At 48.6% G+C, this 16,341-nt stretch carries 16 protein-coding genes; 5 read left to right on the top strand and 11 right to left on the bottom strand.

Annotated elements, in window-relative coordinates:
• The first annotated feature begins 109 nt into the window (after positions 1 to 109).
• Positions 110 to 1,954: an excinuclease ABC subunit UvrC gene (gene uvrC / locus J3491_RS05855; protein WP_207969496.1), complete on the top strand. Its 1,845-nt coding sequence runs from the start codon at positions 110 to 112 to the stop codon at positions 1,952 to 1,954.
• A 109-nt stretch (positions 1,955 to 2,063) separates the two neighbouring features.
• On the opposite strand, the gene J3491_RS05850 is transcribed toward uvrC, so the two are convergent.
• The 3 genes from J3491_RS05850 to lgt form a co-directional block, all read right to left on the bottom strand.
• The gene (locus J3491_RS05850; RefSeq protein WP_207969495.1) at positions 2,064 to 2,636 is read right to left on the bottom strand and encodes a dihydrofolate reductase; all 573 of its coding nucleotides are present in this window, start codon (positions 2,634 to 2,636) and stop codon (positions 2,064 to 2,066) included.
• A gap of 48 nt (positions 2,637 to 2,684) precedes the next feature.
• On the bottom strand, positions 2,685 to 3,551 hold the full coding sequence (locus J3491_RS05845) for a thymidylate synthase (protein WP_207969494.1): 867 nt from the start codon (positions 3,549 to 3,551) through the stop codon (positions 2,685 to 2,687).
• An 81-nt stretch (positions 3,552 to 3,632) separates the two neighbouring features.
• Positions 3,633 to 4,517 carry a prolipoprotein diacylglyceryl transferase gene (gene lgt / locus J3491_RS05840; RefSeq protein WP_207969493.1) on the bottom strand — a complete coding sequence of 295 codons (885 nt, stop codon included), beginning with the start codon at positions 4,515 to 4,517 and terminating at the stop codon, positions 3,633 to 3,635.
• A 269-nt stretch (positions 4,518 to 4,786) separates the two neighbouring features.
• Between lgt and J3491_RS05835 the strand changes: the two genes are divergently transcribed.
• Both J3491_RS05835 and J3491_RS05830 read left to right on the top strand, forming a co-directional pair.
• Positions 4,787 to 6,421, top strand: coding sequence for a DUF4139 domain-containing protein (locus J3491_RS05835; protein WP_207969492.1), 1,635 nt, complete (start codon positions 4,787 to 4,789; stop codon positions 6,419 to 6,421).
• Positions 6,422 to 6,678: 257 nt separating this feature from the next.
• Positions 6,679 to 7,506, top strand: coding sequence for an NRDE family protein (locus tag J3491_RS05830; RefSeq protein ID WP_207969491.1), 828 nt, complete (start codon positions 6,679 to 6,681; stop codon positions 7,504 to 7,506).
• A 111-nt stretch (positions 7,507 to 7,617) separates the two neighbouring features.
• On the opposite strand, the gene J3491_RS05825 is transcribed toward J3491_RS05830, so the two are convergent.
• On the bottom strand, positions 7,618 to 8,136 hold the full coding sequence (locus tag J3491_RS05825; RefSeq protein WP_075101928.1) for an RNA pyrophosphohydrolase: 519 nt from the start codon (positions 8,134 to 8,136) through the stop codon (positions 7,618 to 7,620).
• Between the two features lie 469 nt (positions 8,137 to 8,605).
• On the opposite strand from J3491_RS05825, the gene J3491_RS05820 reads away from it, so the two are divergent.
• Both J3491_RS05820 and J3491_RS05815 read left to right on the top strand, forming a co-directional pair.
• Positions 8,606 to 9,019: an OsmC family protein gene (locus tag J3491_RS05820; protein ID WP_207969490.1), complete on the top strand. Its 414-nt coding sequence runs from the start codon at positions 8,606 to 8,608 to the stop codon at positions 9,017 to 9,019.
• 14 nt (positions 9,020 to 9,033) lie between these two features.
• A complete protein-coding gene (locus J3491_RS05815; protein ID WP_207969489.1) occupies positions 9,034 to 9,459 on the top strand; it encodes an MAPEG family protein in 426 nt (141 codons plus the stop codon).
• 80 nt (positions 9,460 to 9,539) lie between these two features.
• Here the strand turns inward: J3491_RS05815 and J3491_RS05810 are convergent, their stop codons facing one another.
• The 7 genes from J3491_RS05810 to J3491_RS05780 all read right to left on the bottom strand — a co-directional run bounded on the left by J3491_RS05810 (position 9,540) and on the right by J3491_RS05780 (position 16,049).
• On the bottom strand, positions 9,540 to 10,592 hold the full coding sequence (locus tag J3491_RS05810) for a tRNA dihydrouridine synthase (RefSeq protein ID WP_207969488.1): 1,053 nt from the start codon (positions 10,590 to 10,592) through the stop codon (positions 9,540 to 9,542).
• Positions 10,593 to 10,651: 59 nt separating this feature from the next.
• Positions 10,652 to 12,151 (bottom strand): UvrD-helicase domain-containing protein, encoded by a 1,500-nt coding sequence (locus tag J3491_RS05805; RefSeq protein WP_207969487.1) that lies wholly within the window; start codon positions 12,149 to 12,151, stop codon positions 10,652 to 10,654.
• 253 nt (positions 12,152 to 12,404) lie between these two features.
• Positions 12,405 to 13,277: a twin-arginine translocase subunit TatC gene (tatC, locus tag J3491_RS05800; protein ID WP_207969486.1), complete on the bottom strand. Its 873-nt coding sequence runs from the start codon at positions 13,275 to 13,277 to the stop codon at positions 12,405 to 12,407.
• The gene (gene tatB, locus J3491_RS05795) at positions 13,277 to 13,921 is read right to left on the bottom strand and encodes a Sec-independent protein translocase protein TatB (protein WP_207969485.1); all 645 of its coding nucleotides are present in this window, start codon (positions 13,919 to 13,921) and stop codon (positions 13,277 to 13,279) included. The genes tatC and tatB overlap by 1 nt, the downstream gene beginning before the upstream one ends.
• 62 nt (positions 13,922 to 13,983) lie before the next feature.
• A complete protein-coding gene (gene tatA, locus J3491_RS05790; RefSeq protein ID WP_207969484.1) occupies positions 13,984 to 14,250 on the bottom strand; it encodes a Sec-independent protein translocase subunit TatA in 267 nt (88 codons plus the stop codon).
• A gap of 399 nt (positions 14,251 to 14,649) precedes the next feature.
• Positions 14,650 to 15,492 carry a bifunctional phosphoribosyl-AMP cyclohydrolase/phosphoribosyl-ATP diphosphatase HisIE gene (hisIE, locus tag J3491_RS05785; RefSeq protein WP_207969483.1) on the bottom strand — a complete coding sequence of 281 codons (843 nt, stop codon included), beginning with the start codon at positions 15,490 to 15,492 and terminating at the stop codon, positions 14,650 to 14,652.
• A gap of 125 nt (positions 15,493 to 15,617) precedes the next feature.
• The gene (locus tag J3491_RS05780; protein WP_207969482.1) at positions 15,618 to 16,049 is read right to left on the bottom strand and encodes a thioesterase family protein; all 432 of its coding nucleotides are present in this window, start codon (positions 16,047 to 16,049) and stop codon (positions 15,618 to 15,620) included.
• Between the last annotated feature and the right edge of the window lie 292 nt (positions 16,050 to 16,341).

Genomic DNA, 16,341 nt, shown 5'->3' with positions numbered 1-16,341 from the left:
TTGTGCTGGTTTTTTTGTGCATAAACCCGTAGTAAACGATAGCATTGTAAAATGCAGGCTACCGCCCCATAAATAGCTGTATATCAGTGTCTTAAGAGCAATAAATTTTATGGTTAATGTCTCAGAGTCGAGTCCTGTCGATGATAAAAAAGCCCGCCTCAAACATCTAATCCAGCGCCTGCCAAACTTGCCAGGGGTCTATAAAATGCTGGGAAAAAACGGCGATATTTTATATGTGGGCAAGGCAAAATCGTTAAAAAGTCGCGTCAATAGCTACTTCGCTAAGACCATTGACCATCCAAAAACGCGAGCACTGGTGGCACGGATTCACGATATCGAGACCATCATTACCCGTAGTGAGACCGAGGCATTGCTGCTTGAGCAAAACCTGATTAAAGAATATCGTCCCCCTTATAACGTCCTACTGCGTGATGATAAATCTTATCTGTATGTGTTTATCTCAGCGGATAAGCCTTATCCAAGATTGGCTTATGGCCGCGGCAAAGGCAATCACCAAAAAGGTCGGTTTTTTGGGCCTTTTCCTTCTGCTCATGCGGCCAAAGAAACCTTGGTGCTCATGCAAAAGATGTTTCAGATGCGCCAGTGTACCAATACGTTTTTTAAGCAGCGTAAGCGTCCGTGCCTTGAGTATCAAATCAAGCGTTGCCGTGCGCCCTGCGTGGGGTTGGTGTCGCCAGAAGAGTATGCAGAAGACGTGAATAACACCATTCGTTTTCTCAAAGGCGACTCAAGTGATATTCACAGTGCGCTAATCGAAAAAATGGAAAGTGCTGCTGAATCGTTGAATTTTGAAAAAGCAGTCTTTTATCGGGATCAGCTGTCTATGCTGCGCGAAGTACAAGCGCGGCAGGCCGTCTATACGGTGCAAGGCGAGGCCGATGTGATTGCCATTGCTAGCCAAGCTGGCATGACCTGTGTCAATGTGCTGACGGTGCGCGGCGGCCGCGTACTCGGTGGCAAAAACTACTTCCCTGATGTCGATAGTAGTGAGTCACTCGCGGATAATTTGTCGGCATTTATTACCTCATTTTATTTTCAGGTGACCGACGACTTGCCAAGTGAGATTATTCTCAGTCATGCGCTGCCTGACCAACAAGCAGTCAGCGAAGCATTGGCCACCCACTTTGAGAGCAAAGTCGTTATCAAAACCAATGTGCGCGAGCACCGCTCAGAGTGGCTGGACTTGGCAAAGCTGAATACCAATAATGCACTAAAAACCAAACTGGGCGACTATCTAGAGCTGCATGCGCGCTTTGGTGCGCTAAAGAACGTACTGGCTGATGTCACTGATCGCGCCATAGATCGTATCGAATGCTTTGATATCTCGCACACCATGGGCGAGGCGACCATCGGTAGCTGTGTGGTATTCGATCAAGGTGGCTCGCGGCGTCGCGATTACCGTCAGTATGCGATTCATGATATCCAAGGCGGTGACGATTATGCGGCGATGCAGCAAGTGCTGACGCGGCGCTATAAAAAACAGCCACTGCCTGATCTGTTGCTGATTGATGGCGGGAAAGGTCAGCTTAATATCGCCAAAGAAGTGCTGACCGAGCTGGGTATCTTAAATGACACGCTGCTTGTGAGTGTGGCAAAAGGAGAAGGGCGCAAGGCGGGTTTAGAAGTATTACATTTTATCGATCATGAGCCGCTGGATCTGCCCATGGACAGCAAGGCGCTGCATTTATTGATGCATATTCGCGATGAGGCCCATCGTTTTGCCATCACAGCGCACCGTAAGAAGCGCGATAAGCGCCGTTCGTCGTCGGTGCTGGAGGTGATACCGGGTCTGGGGGAAAAGCGCCGCCGCGACTTGCTCAACCACTTTGGCGGGATGCAGCAACTGCTAGGGGCTTCACAGCAAGAGCTGTCGGGTGTACAGGGGATTGGGCCTGTATTGGCCAAGACCATTTATAAGGTATTGCATGAGTAGGCCGATTGATATTTACTAAATTCGGACTTATGGCAATAAAAAACGGGGCTGCCTTAAATGATTCTAAGGCAGCCCCAATTTTTTAATATTTTTCGTAAAATAGCTTCTATTACTCAGTGGCTTCTTTTCTATAAGTCACGAACTTAAAATCCAATCCGCTTTTTTCATCATGCATCGACTCAGACGCTTCTGCGACTGCAAAGTCGCTCGGCAATTCAGGGTAAAACGCCTCGCCGTCAGGGATCTCGGTATCGACGTGTGTCAGCTCAATACGATCGGTGTACATAAAGGCATCACGAAATACCCGCTCGCCGCCGATGACCCAAATCGTATCTAAGTGAGCACCATGGGCGAGACTGGCAGCTTGCGTTAAAGCATCATCCAAATTATGCACCACATACGCATTATCTTTGCCTACTAGGCCGCTCTTTTCGGCATAGTCCATTTGACTGCTGATAATAAAGCTGACACGTTTTGGCAACGGTTTGCTGCCCATCGACTCAAAGGTCTTGCGCCCCATGATGACGATACCTTGAACCGCACTGCCTGTTGCTTTGGTGGTCATTTGTTTGAAATGCTGCAAATCTGCTGAGATATGCCAGGGCAGCTCATTGTCCTTGCCGATACAGCGATTGCTACTGATAGCAGCGATTTGGGCGACTTGGGTATTGGCATAACTCATAGTATGTCCTTATTGTTTTCGTCAGTCATATGAAGTAAAAAACAGTCTTTATACCGCGACTTTTGCTTTGATAGCGGGATGTGATTCATAACCGTTTACGCTAATATCCTCAAAATTAAATGCAAAAATATCATCGACATCAGGGTTGAGTGTCAATGTCGGTAGTGCATAACACTCACGCGTCAGTTGCAGCTCGACTTGCTCGCGGTGGTTTTGATAAATATGACAGTCGCCACCGGTCCAGATAAACTCGCCCACGCCCAGCCCGCAAACCTGCGCAATCATGTGGGTCAGCAGGGCATAGCTGGCGATATTGAACGGCACACCTAGGAATAAATCCGCTGAGCGCTGGTAAAGCTGGCAGGAGAGTTTGTTGTCCGCGACAAAAAACTGAAACAGCGTATGACAAGGCGGCAGGGCGACTTGCTCGGCTTCACCTGGGTTCCAGCCAGAGACAATCAAGCGTCTGGAGTTGGGATTGGTCTTGATTTGCTCCACGACTTGGGCGATTTGATCGACGCCGTCATTGTTATAGCGGCCATTCTCGTCTGTGGTCGCGCCGTAGTTGCGCCATTGGTGACCGTATACTGGCCCTAAATCGCCCGCAGGACGATTGAAGCGCGCCGTCTGTTCCGCTGTGGCCCATTCGTTCCAGATACGCACGCCGTTCTCTTGTAGATAATCGACATGAGTGCTACCGCTCAAAAACCACAATAGCTCATACACGATGGATTTAAAGTGGACTTTTTTGGTGGTCAGTAACGGGAAGCCGTCTGATAAGTCAAAACGCATCTGCGCGCCAAAGTGGCTTAGCGTACCTGTGCCCGTACGATCGCCTTTTTCGCTGCCTTCACTCATGACGTGACGCAGCAAGTCCAAATAAGCTTGCTCGTTTTTACTACTGTAACTGCTCATAATATTGCTCTTCTACGCTATCAAAGCGCGTCATTAAATAAGTCTTAATCTGTTTTTCGGACATTTATAGTGCAAGCGCGCTTAATAGGCCGCTTGCTTACCCCAGTCATAGATGCCGCGTTTATAGGCATAAACCAACAGCACAAAGCCGATGATAATCATTGGTGTGCTCAGTATTTGGCCTTTGGTCATCCAGCCAAGTAAGATAAAGCCTTGGTCGGCATCTGGCTGACGGAAAAACTCGATGATAAAGCGGCTGATACCGTAACCTAATAAGAATATCGCCGATGCCGCCATACGTGGACGCGGCTTGGCAGAGTACCACCACAAAAACAAGAATAGTAGCAGGCCTTCAGCAAAGGCCTCATAGAGCTGTGATGGGTGGCGGGGCAGTAAATACTGGCCGTTGACCTCCATCATCAACTCCTGTAATTGAGGATTGGCTTGCAATTGCTGCATATCAAAAACCGCAGCCTGCGGGAAGTAGGTCAGCCAGTTATAGCCGCCATCAGAGACGCGCCCCCACAGCTCACCGTTGATATAGTTGCCGATACGGCCAAACAATAACCCCGTCGGTACACACGGCACGATAAAATCCAGCACTTGAAAAGGCGTTTTTTTGTACTTACGGGCAAAATACAACATGCCGAGTAAAACCCCAATCATGCCGCCGTGGAACGACATACCGCCTTCCCACACCTTAAATAAATAAGCGGGGTTTTGTAGCAGCTCACCAAATTGATAAAACAGCACATAGCCGATACGGCCACCCAAAATGACACCGAGCGCGCCATAAAAAATAAGGTCTGACACCATGTCAGTGGTCCAGCTCTCACGCTGGCCACTGCGGTACCATGCCAGACCAAACGCGGCGGCAAATGCCAGCAGATACATCAAGCCATACCAATGTACTTCTACAGGGCCCAAGGACAGCGCTACGGGATCGTACTGAGGATGAATCATCATAAGGACATCATAATTATTGATAATAGAATGGGGGTCATAATAGCAAAAATAGCTTGGCAGGCATACCAAATTACAGTTAGACAATTGCATCACAGAGACTGCATAAATGTGATTTGTGCCTGCCAGCCGCTAGAAACCACGACAGAAAACCGCTAAGATATAAAAAAGCTGCTAATGATAAATACCTCAATATTTTCAGAAGTATGAGCGGATATAGGCTGGTGCTAATAAGCCGTATGAATGGATAAACCGTATTTTAAGGATAGATTATGCAAGCTGATGTATCAAAAGTAGCAGCAACCACTGAGTACCGTTGGGCAAAAAAAGGCCCGATCTTGCTCAGTCTACCCAGTCTGCTGGTACTATCTCTGACGCCTGCATATGCAGCAAGTAGCAGTATCGAGCAAGTCACCATTTATCAAGGCTTGGCCAGTGTCACCCGCGTGCTACCTGTCAAGGGTAATGGAGAGCAGACGCTGGTGTTTTCTTGCTTGTCTCCTTATATCGACAAAGACAGCGTGAGCGTGCAGGCCGTCACAGGCGTCAATCTCGGTGAAGTCAGTATCGAGACGCTAAGCGGTGAGCAAGCAGCGCAGTGTCAGTATGAGGGCGATGCCAATGTACAATCGCAACAAGCCGCACTTGCTAAAATCAATGCCGAGCTAGAAGCCGCCAATCTAGCAAAAGCCTATCTACAAAACCTCACCAAGGTCAGCCAAGTCAGTACAGAGGGCACAGTGGCCAATAACGCCCGTGATATAGAAACACAAGCGGCAAGTATCAATAAACGCATATGGGATATCAAGCAGCGGCAAGCACGGGCAAAGGCCGCACTTAATCAAACGATGGCGGGCAGTAGCACATCGACGCAAAATCGCGTAACACAGGTCAGTGTGCGTACTGCCAGCCGCAAGCCTGCCGCGGTAAAGCTCCATTATCAAGTGCGCGGCGCAGGTTGGCAGCCGACTTATCAGGCGCGTCTGGATACCAATACCGAGCAGCTTAGCATTACCGCATCAGCCATCATCGCCCAGCAGACCGGAGAGAATTGGCAAAACGTCCCTGTCGTACTCAGCTCAGTCAACCCCAATCAACGCACCACAGGCCAGCTGCCAAATGTGGCGCGCCTGTCTTTATATGAAAAAGAGCCAGCATCACGTGCTAGGTTTGCATCATCCCTGATGGAGCCTTCTTCAGTCGTCGTCTCAGAAAGAAGTAGCGCTGACAGGGAAGCAGCGGCACCGACGATGGCACCGCTGCCAAGCTTTAGCGTGAGTCGTCAAAACAAAAACGGCATCATTGAGTACCGGTTGCCGCAGCGCGTGAGCTTACCAAGTGACGGTAGGCACGTGCGTACGATCATCGATGAGCAGTCTGGGCGTAGCAAGCTTTGGATCCGCAGTACGCCAAGTGTTGAGCAAACGGCTTATTGGTATGCATCGGCACCATTTTTGACACCTGCATGGGCCGATGGAGCGCTTCAGCTCTACCGTGATGATAACTATATTGGTCAAGCGCGCTATCAGTATCAAACGCTCAAAGAGCAGGGTATCGGCTTTGGCGTTGATCCAAATATCCTCATCAAACAAATAACCGACGAAGATAAGCAAGGCGATAAGGGCGCGTTTAATCGTAAGCAAACCTTAAGTAGTACCGAAGCTTATCAATTGACCAATCAGCATAGCCGCACCAGACGCTTGCAGGTACTGGGTAGTGAGCCTATCAGCCGTGATGACAGTATTAAAGTAACCACAGTGCACACCCCGCCCGTCACTGAACGCGACTGGAATGACAATACCGGCATGGTCGCTTGGGAGTTTGATTTGCCAAGTAAACAATCAAAAGTGATTCGATCGACCACACAGATTAGCTATCCTGCTGATAAAAAACTCCGCACCAATTGATATAAGAATATAGTGAGTTCAGTATAGAAACGATACAGTGGGACTGGGATAAATTTTACGCAGCCTCTGTCGGCGCAGGCACAGCACGCAAGTAAAATTTATACCAGTTCCACGTTGACATATAATGTATCTGTTTTATTCAGAATCGACTATAGAAAGATGCAGGACATTTTAAACGACATTATTTTGTACTGAAAAGATTACCTATTAAAAAGACGACCAGCCCCATAAACTACCAATCCCATAAAAGGAAAACTATGTGTATCGTCGCCATCGCTTGGCAGTTATTTGATGAGGTGCCGCTGGTGCTTTTATCAAATCGTGATGAGTTCTTAGCGCGTCCTACCGAGCAGTTGCACCAGTGGCCAGATCAGCCAATCTATGCTGGCCGCGATAGCCAAAGTGGCGGCACTTGGCTGGGTATTCACCAAGTCATGCGCGACGGTCTTTATGAGCAAAATGGACGCTGGGCGGCGGTGCTAAACTTTCGTGATGGGGTGCAGGCAGGAGCAGATGAGCGCTCGCGTGGGGCACTGGTTACAGATTTTTTGACCAGTGATAAAAGCCCGATGGACTTTGCTCGGCAAATTGAGTTGCAAGACTATGCAGGTTTTAACCTGATCATTGGCGATGCGCTGCAAGCAGTGATGGTCAATAATCGCGGCCATGCGCCTACGCCACTGTATGCAGGATTGCATGTGGTCTCAAACGGTCAGCCAGACGACGGTTGGTTCAAAACCGAAAAACTGCGTGGTAGGCTGCGTCAAGAAGTGCTGCCACTTATCGCCGAAGACAGCTCGCCTGCTTACTGGCAGGACGCTGCCTATGCGGTGCTATCTGACAACCGACAAGCCCCCGCCGATCAGCTACCCGATACCGGCATGAGTAGAGAGGTTGAGCAGATGCTGTCCTCTGTCTATATCGAGCCTGTGGCATTTGATCAGCGGCAGGCTCCTCTCCCTACTTATGGTACCCGTACTCAAAGCATCTTAACCTTGCGCCAAGACAAGCATAAAGGGGCAAGTAGTAAAACCGCCGCCACGCTCGTTAGCCGCGAGGCAAGCGCGGCTGCAACCGGCGCATAAAAATGCTCACGGTGACTGCCATAACGGTATCACGGTGAGCATATATAGTTAATTAGCGATGCCAAAATCACACCAAAACTATGTCAAAACGCTATCAAAATTATGTCAAAGTCATGCCAGCAAATGGTTGTCCTGTTCCGGAAGGATCAGCTCTTGTTTTAGGGGAAGCTCGCGCACCAGCTCTTGCAAGGCGCGGCGATATACCCCACGTTTAAAATGAATCACTTGTCCCAGAGGGTACCAATAACTGACCCATTGCCAGTGGTCAAATTCTGGTTTACCTTCATCGAAGCGAATGTGTTGAGTATTCGGCTCATCTAAGCGCAGCAAAAACCATTTTTGTTTCTGCCCAATACACAAAGGGTGCTGTCCATGGCGTACATAACGCTTAGGCAGACGATAGCGCAGCCAGTCTTGAGTGACGGCCAATAAGTCTACATGACGCGGATGTAGGCCGACCTCTTCCCAGAGCTCGCGATACATCGCATCCATCGGCGTCTCCCCGCGGTCGATGCCGCCTTGAGGAAACTGCCAAGCGTTGTGACCAATACGTTTTGCCCACAGTACTTGCCCTTGTGTATTTGCCAAGATGATGCCGACATTGGCGCGAAAGCCGTCTGCATCTATCATGACTAACCCTTTTAATTTGTTTAAAAATAGCTTATTTCAAACCGATACCATGATGACAATCTTAATTATTATAAGTCGATTGTCACCTATATCTGGCCAAAATAAGATTCATTACCGTTATTAAACCAAGAAACAAGCAAAATGTGTAACAGTATTTTGCTATAAAATGTTTCACGAGTTTTACCTATTAAAATCAATAGCTTATAAACAAACTTTTGTAAGATAGTTTCTTAAGATGATTTTGATAAATATAACCAAACTAGGGTTTGGTTGTTTGCTGGTTTTGGCTATTTGCTAATAAGGTATGCAATGTTATGACGATAAGCTGCCGTCAAATAAATACAGATGGCTGCTGCTTTATAAGGTCTTTATAAAATCTGGTTTTGGCTTGTGCTACACTAACCTTATCGTGTGTATTATTGAAAATAATAATCAGGTTATCTGCCAATCAAAATAAGGAAAAACGAACATGTCAGAATCAAAAGCAAGTGTCACGTGGCAAGAGAAAAAAGCCTTTTTGGGCGTCTCACCATCAGGGCATAATGTGCAAATCGATGCCGACAAAGAAAATGGCGCAAGCCCGATGGAGCTGATCTTGCTCGGCTTGGGCGGCTGTGCCAGCTATGATGTGGTGTCTATCTTACAAAAATCACGTCAGGAGGTCACGGATGTACGTTGTGAGCTGACCGCAAGCCGCGCTGAGACCGTCCCTGCTGTCTATACCGACATTCATATGCACTTCATCGTGACCGGTCAAGACATCAAGGATAAGCAGGTCGAAAAAGCGGTGAACCTATCAGCAGAAAAATACTGCTCGGCCAGTCGTATGCTGGTACAGGGCGGCGTCAATGTTACGCATGATTTTGAAGTGGTTGCAGGGTAGGGGCGAGAGCGCGCATGAATGTATTTTTTGGATTGATTCCTGATACCGCCGCATCTGCGATTTGGGCGATGGTGGTGGCAAGTTTACTGCCACTGTTGATGGCGCTGAGTGCAAAAGCCCTTGGCGGCTTTCGGCTGACTGACAACGCCCATCCGCGCCGTTTTTTGCAAGAGACAACGGGCGCCGCCGCGCGCGCCAATGCCGCTCAGCAAAACAGCTATGAGACGTTGCCGGTATTTTTGGCAGCAGTGCTGGTGGCGATGTTATTTTTTGTGCCTCAGCTGATTGTCAACGTGTTGGCTTGGTTGTACGTACTGATTCGTATTGGCTTTTGCATCGCTTATATCAGCAATTTAGCGACGTTTCGCTCGATACTGTGGACGTTATCGATGGCGTGTCCACTCATGCTGTTTTATTTAGCAATACGTGTGAGCGTCTAGCGCTAGGGCTTATAAACAACTAGCCGCCGCGGCGAGCTTCTGTTTTATGATAAAAGACGAGCCGTTATTGTCTTTGCTGTTTATGCCGTCGCTGATGAGACGCTGGTGATAAGAGCATCGATGATGACGGCTTTGTCTTTTTCACGCTTGATGCGCTCCCACACCGGCTGCGCCTCATCATAGCCTTTGGTCAGCATCCCCAGCCATTGCTTATAGCGGCCCACCAGTACCACATCGTTTTTTGCTGCCCCTTCCAAAAACTTAATTTGATGCGGTATGAGCGCGTGCCACGTCAAGATCTTGCTATCTGCTCTAACGCTGGCTGCCGCGCTCTCATCATCATGGCTACTATCGACACGGGCAATCAAGTCAGGACGGGTCACAGCGCCGCGTCCTAGCATCAGGTGCAGCGTGCCTGCCTGCCTCATGCATTGCTGTGCTTGCTCACTGTTCCAAATCTCGCCATTGGCAATCACTGGGATATCAAGCTTATTAAAATTTTGGATTTTGTCCCAATAAGCGGGCGGCTTGTAGCCTTGGGTTTTGGTGCGGGCATGAATGGTCAGCCAGTCTGCGCCACTCGCCCCAATCGCACCTCGGATATCGTCCATACGGCTGGTATCTGTGTAACCCAAGCGAATCTTTGCTGAGACGGCAATATGGGCAGGCACCGCGCGGCGTACGGCACTGATAATATCATACATGACCTCTGGCTCATCGAGCAGTACCGAGCCGCCGCGGTGGCTATTGACGGTCTTAGCAGGGCAGCCAAAATTGATATCAATCGCTGGCGCGCCAAGCTCACAGGCGTACGCGGCGTTTTCTGCCATTAGGCTAGCATCACTGCCGAGTAGCTGGATATGTATGGGCGTACCAGCAGTCGTTTTGGTGTCTTGATGTAGCTCTGGTACATATTTATAAAACACATGTGCGGGCAGCAGCGTTTGAGTCACCCGTATAAACTCACTGACTGACCAATCATAAGGGCGACCTAAATCGGCGGCAATTTGTGTTAAGATTTGCCGCATTAACGGATCGGTCAAGCCCTCCATTGGAGCGAGTAGGCGCACAGGATGGGCAAATAGTTGCTGCAGGGTACGCTGGCGTATTTCGAGGGATGAATGTTGAGTCATGATTGAGGCTTAGTATCTAAATAAAGGGCGATAACGTAATCGAATAGAGCGGGGCGGTGTTAGGTATTGCCAAAGATGACCTTTTTCCCCGTTTGCAATCCGATGATCAGGTCTTTGATATGATGAATGTCGAGATTGCTCTGCGCGCGTGTACAGGCAACGTAGAGCAAGCGCAGCTCCTCTGGACTGATCTTGACTGCATTGGTAGTCACGTCGTAATAAAAATCGTCATCGAGCTGTACGCGCCCCCATTCAAGCCCTTTGGCTTTGTGCGCGGTAGAGATGACATAATCGGCGTTATCGATGCTGGTCAAACTATTGACCGCTTGGCTTAAGACGTTGGTACCGTGATCATCGACCAGCTTGACCAATGTTTTAAGATCGCTGCCTTCATTGGTTTCAGAGTACTCTTGCACATCATCCCAATTATAAAAATACGCCAGCTCTGGTACGCCATAAGCTGATTTGCCGTTTTTTAGGTTCTCAGCTGCTTGACAGAATTTCAGCATACGATCGGTATCGGCTTGCAGAGCCACGCGGTGCCCAAGCTTGAGTCCCGTCAATAGCTGCGCCATCGCTGCGGCATTGGTGCGACAGAGGATGGCGTCTTTTTTACTATGGACCATGCCTGTATCGGTAGAAGACTGCTTGGCAGGATTGCCCTTTAGTGGTACTTCTTCTTGTAAGGCTTTGAGTAGGGTGTTGGCCACCTCAGCGATAGGCTCGCCAAAGCGAAACGATTGTGTCAATAGGGTTTGCGGTAGTGGTAGTTTTTTCATCGCGTTCACCGCGCCGCGCCATTCATAAATCTGCTGATGAGCGTCGCCCACATAGATGACTTGCCGTGGCTGCTGGGTCAAAATCCCCATCATCAACGGATCAGCATCCTGCGCCTCATCAAACAAGATAAAATCCGCTGGGATACTGGGCTTGGAGAGTGCCCATAATTTGAGATAAATATCATGGCCAATACCAGCAGGATGGCGGGCATCGATAGACTGTAGCCAGCGCTGCTCGACGGCAGGGTAGAGCATCTCTCGCAGCTGCTCGCTATCTGACGCATCGAGCCAGCTAGGAAATAATAAATGCCTAGGCGCAGGGTAGCTGGCATGGGTGCTACAAAAATGACTGACCGCATCGCTGACAAACCGCGCAAGGCGAGCTGGGGTCAGAGTGATGTATTTATTTATCCCATCCATTTGCCGACGTACTTGCACCGCTTGTAGCCCCAAATCATCGCCCAAACGCTTGGGTGAAAACCGTGGTAAGGACAATTTGGCAGTGATATCACGCGCGACATGGCGATAAGCAAGTGAGTGAAATGTACGGCAGTCCACGTGACTGGGGAATTTTTGCCGAGCATCATTGGCGATCGCTTTGTTGAAGGCCAAATACAAGCCGCGCCCGCGCAGACGCTCACCGATGAGCTTGAGCGTTGTGGTTTTACCCGCGCCAGCATACGCCACCACTTTAAACGACTTGTGGTCCATCGCCATATTTAGCGCATTTAGCTGCTCATCGGTGGGGTCGCTCATATAAGCGGGCATAGATGCGGACATAAAAGCTACCTAAAATACTAACGGTGTCAGCATCTGCTGACACGATGGATGAGTAAAAAGTGATCGAAAAATCTGCGGACAAATAAGACAGGACAACAGCTCTAAGAGCAAAGCCATAGGGTCAAAAACCATAAAGGCAAAAAAAGCCACTGCATAAACAATGGCTGGCGATGAGGTCGATGGCGCTTGTCAAATACCGATAGTCGTCAGGGGCGTAGCTTATCATCAATGGCGTTGTTTGTTGCCTAAGGTATTACTTTTTATCCAGTTGACTCTCATTTGCCAAAGCAGGGCGGCGCTCTTCTTTAATCAAAATCTTCGCCAAAAACAGCCCCAGCTCAAACAGCAGCCACATCGGAAAAGCCAGCATCAACATCGACACCCCATCCGGTGGTGTCACCACGGCTGCGATTGCAAAGCAGCCAACGATGATATAACGGCGTTTATCCTCTAGGCTATCAATGGAGACGATGCCGGCCAATATCAACAGTAAGGTGACGACTGGTATCTCAAAGGTCAAGCCAAATACCATAAACAGCTTTAATGCAAAGCTCAAATAGCTGTCGATATCTGTCATGGGTAAGACGTTTTGCGGCGCAAAGGTAATAAAGAATTTCAAAACTCCTTTGAGCACAATAAAATAAGAAAACGCCACCCCAGCATAAAACAATACGATAGAAGACATCAGCACTGGAATGGCGACTTTTTTTTCTTTTTTGTACAGACCTGGGGCGACAAATGACCAAATTTGATACAAGATATAAGGCATGGCCACAAAGGCGGCGACAAAGATACTCAAGCGTATCGGCGCCATGAAGTTTGAGGTGATATCGGTGGCAATCATTGTCGAGTTGGCAGGCAACTGCGCGACCAATGGGTCCGATAACAGGTTATAAAGCTCGCGTGAAAACCCAACCAAGGCCAAAAACACCACCAGCACCGCCACGCATATTTTGATCAGATGACGGCGTAAATCAATGAGATGCTCAGTGATGGGCATATCGCCAAGTGAGCTTAACATATCCCCATCATCGTTATCATAGGCCATATCGGCTGAGCGGGTTTTTTCTGGCGCTGTATCGCCGATTTTTTCTTGTCGGCTTTTTTTGCGTTTAAACAAATCCATCAGTCGGCCTCCTGCATCTGGGCAGACGCTTGTGAGGCGTTAGGATTGGCAGGCGCGCTATTTAATAGGATATCTGCTTGATAATTGGGGAGATAGGGGGCAGCGGGTAGGCGGCGTGCTTTATCATAATCACCGAGGCGAAACCACATGTTTTCCCAAGGTTTGGTCATGAGGGGCGGTGCTGTTTGCTGAGCGATGCCGTCAGAAGGCTCATTATGCTCATAGGCGTGCGCAAATGCCGTTGCCGCCTCAGGCTGCTCGTTTACGGTATTGCGCGCAGTATCAGCCTTGTGACGCGCAGTATCATCGTTAATCACAGGCTGATGCTCTGCATGCGGATCGGCTGTTAGGGCGCGGTTCTGTGACGACTCAAACTCTTGCATACTGCCGCGCATCTCTGCCATTTCACGTCTCATCTCCGCCTCTGTCTGACGGATTTTTGCCAGCTCTTTTTGCATTTGTTGCCGAGTCTCGGCCAAGTCTAGCTCAGCCTCTATTTCCGATTGTAGGGTGGAGACAGTACGGCGAATTTTGGCATACCACTGCCCAGCCGTGCGCGCCGCTTGCGGCAGCTTTTCGGGGCCCAAGACGATCAAAGCAATCACGCCAAAGAGCAGTAATTCAGAAAACCCAATATCAAACATAATGGTGGATTGTCACTATCTGGATGCTAGCGGCATTATACCTAGCATGGTATTTGCTATGATCAATGATGCTTATCGTCAGTAGGGAGCGTGCTGCTATGCTCATCGACTTTATTAGGTGCTTGGCGCTCTGCTGGATGAGCTGCGTCGTCGTGATCGAGTACCACTTGCTTTTTGGCATGCTCAGCATTTTCGTCTTTGACTGCGTCTTTAAAGCCTTTGACCGCGCCGCCCAAGTCTTTGCCGGCATTTCTAAGCTTTGAGGTGCCAAATACCACCACCACCACCACCAGTAATATCAGCCAATGCGTAATAGAAAAACTGCCCATAATGATATCCTTAATGTCTGAGACCTCATATCTGAGATTTCTGAGTGTGAATGCTGCTCTTTAGTTGTTGACATCAGTATTGCCGCCACCGCGCTACTGTTATTTTATAGAATATTGATCTATTTGACAAAAATACAGACATAACGCTGACGTAAAAATACTATTATACCTTGCCCTTATGACAAAAAAGTGAAAGTCGCAATAATCACACAGAGTAAATAGGTAGTGGCACTTTTATTTTCGACATATAGTCGATTCTAAATAAAACAGAGACATTATATATCAACGTGAAACTGGTCTAAATTTTCCTTGCGTGCTGTGCCTACGCAGATAGAGGCTGCGAAAAACTTATTCCAGTCCCACTGTATCGTTTTTATAATGAACTCACTATATGATAGGTTATCTCGACGCTTTTTCATCGATACCTGAGAGACCAAAGCGTCGCCCCAGCTCGTTTAAGATGGCGTCTGACTCGATATCAAACCATGCCAGCCCGACCAACGTATGAAACCACACGTCAGCCACTTCATAAATAAACTCATAACGCGCGGCATCATAGTGTGCTTGGTCGCCAGAAACGTCGCAGATAGCCAAGTCCTTGGCGGCAATAATGCTCTCGGTGCTCTCTTCGCCCACTTTTTCTAATATCTTGTTTAGGCCTTTTGCATACAAGCTTGCCACATAAGAGCTGTCGCTATCTGCGTGTTTGCGCTCTGCTAATACCTGATCTAATTGCTGTAAAATCGAGTGGGTATCGATCTGAGTAGTCTCTTTCTCAGTAGTCCCTTTAGTACTGGCATCGTGACGTTGGGGGTCAGAGACGGCTTCGGTCGCCGACGTAGCCGCATAAATCTCTGCCGGATCTTTTAATACTTTATCCACCGTTTGCCATTGGGGCTGCGCGCCTGATAAGTCTAAACGCTGATAAAAACAAGACTCACGTCCCGTATGACAGGCGATGCCGCCCGCTTGTGTCACGCTCAGCACAATCACATCTGCATCGCAGTCTAAGCGGATATCATGGACTGTCTGGGTGTGACCAGACGATTCTCCTTTGTGCCACAACTGACCACGCGAGCGCGAAAAATACACCGCTGTCTTTGTCTCGGCGGTGAGCTGGAGGGCCTCGCTATTCATCCATGCCATCATGAGGATACGCCCAGATTTATGATCTTGAGCAATAGCGGGAATCAAACCATCAGCATTAAATTTTATGGCGGCAAGCCAAGCAGGTAAAGTCATAATATGTCTGTCTTGTGATGAGAAATAGGAAATAGATAGTTAGTGGGACTGTGCTCGACCCTCTATGTGACATTTTGGCCTAATAGTGGTAGGGGCTCAGAGCGTCAAGGGCATCACAGCCTAAATCAATGCGGATATAGCGCCGCTTTTGTGTCTTTATCCAAGGCGGCGGGTTTGTTGAGGTGAAAATCGTAGCTGATAAAATGGATCCGCGCCTTTGCCACCACCTCGCCACCATACATACGCGATATTTTGATGATCATATGGCCGCCATTATCATACAGCGGCTCGACCCCCACCTCAAACAACAGCTCTTCGCGCGCCCGCACACGGCTATTGGTGGTTAGCTGTATGCCATCGATGATCAGTCCTCGATGGTCCGCATTGATCTCTTGTATACCTTTTGCATGCAAAAACCGATGCCGCGCCTCACAAACCAGAGCGGTCAACGCTTCAAACGAGATATGCTGACTCCTATCGATTTCAGTATGACGCACTCGCATCACTGTCTCAAATACAAATAGGCCGTCATCAAAGTCTAACTCTTGATTTGACACGTTATCTCCTAGAGTAATGGCAGGCAATGATGGGGGTTGCCAATCATGTTATAGGTGTACAGCGTCAGGACGGATTATGACCATAAAACGGATGGGCATAATACCGAGTCAATGGCTAGCTATCGTTACTGGCATACAATTCGTGCACGATAAGCAATCAAGCCAAACCTCTACTTAAGCACAGCTTTGTCTCACATTCAATCTATTTGCAAAAAAATCCCCGATTTTATGACCTGACTTTATGACCCGATCCTATAAAGTATATCGCCGTCTTTGTGGCAGGCTATTTGGC

Source organism: Psychrobacter halodurans (assembly GCF_017498075.1).
GTDB lineage: Bacteria > Pseudomonadota > Gammaproteobacteria > Pseudomonadales > Moraxellaceae > Psychrobacter > Psychrobacter celer.
Note: the sequence above shows the minus strand (reverse complement) of the source record. Positions and strands in the feature narration are given on the sequence as shown.

Bases quoted from the DNA above. Each gene is read 5' to 3' on its own strand.
- uvrC (WP_207969496.1), top strand. From the start codon at position 110: ATGGTTAATGTCTCAGAGTCGAGTCCTGTCGATGATAAAAAAGCCCGC.
- J3491_RS05850 (WP_207969495.1), bottom strand. From the start codon at position 2,636: ATGAGTTATGCCAATACCCAAGTCGCCCAAATCGCTGCTATCAGTAGC.
- J3491_RS05845 (WP_207969494.1), bottom strand. From the start codon at position 3,551: ATGAGCAGTTACAGTAGTAAAAACGAGCAAGCTTATTTGGACTTGCTG.
- lgt (WP_207969493.1), bottom strand. From the start codon at position 4,517: ATGATGATTCATCCTCAGTACGATCCCGTAGCGCTGTCCTTGGGCCCT.
- J3491_RS05835 (WP_207969492.1), top strand. From the start codon at position 4,787: ATGCAAGCTGATGTATCAAAAGTAGCAGCAACCACTGAGTACCGTTGG.
- J3491_RS05830 (WP_207969491.1), top strand. From the start codon at position 6,679: ATGTGTATCGTCGCCATCGCTTGGCAGTTATTTGATGAGGTGCCGCTG.
- J3491_RS05825 (WP_075101928.1), bottom strand. From the start codon at position 8,136: ATGATAGATGCAGACGGCTTTCGCGCCAATGTCGGCATCATCTTGGCA.
- J3491_RS05820 (WP_207969490.1), top strand. From the start codon at position 8,606: ATGTCAGAATCAAAAGCAAGTGTCACGTGGCAAGAGAAAAAAGCCTTT.
- J3491_RS05815 (WP_207969489.1), top strand. From the start codon at position 9,034: ATGAATGTATTTTTTGGATTGATTCCTGATACCGCCGCATCTGCGATT.
- J3491_RS05810 (WP_207969488.1), bottom strand. From the start codon at position 10,592: ATGACTCAACATTCATCCCTCGAAATACGCCAGCGTACCCTGCAGCAA.
- J3491_RS05805 (WP_207969487.1), bottom strand. From the start codon at position 12,151: ATGTCCGCATCTATGCCCGCTTATATGAGCGACCCCACCGATGAGCAG.
- tatC (WP_207969486.1), bottom strand. From the start codon at position 13,277: ATGGATTTGTTTAAACGCAAAAAAAGCCGACAAGAAAAAATCGGCGAT.
- tatB (WP_207969485.1), bottom strand. From the start codon at position 13,921: ATGTTTGATATTGGGTTTTCTGAATTACTGCTCTTTGGCGTGATTGCT.
- tatA (WP_207969484.1), bottom strand. From the start codon at position 14,250: ATGGGCAGTTTTTCTATTACGCATTGGCTGATATTACTGGTGGTGGTG.
- hisIE (WP_207969483.1), bottom strand. From the start codon at position 15,492: ATGACTTTACCTGCTTGGCTTGCCGCCATAAAATTTAATGCTGATGGT.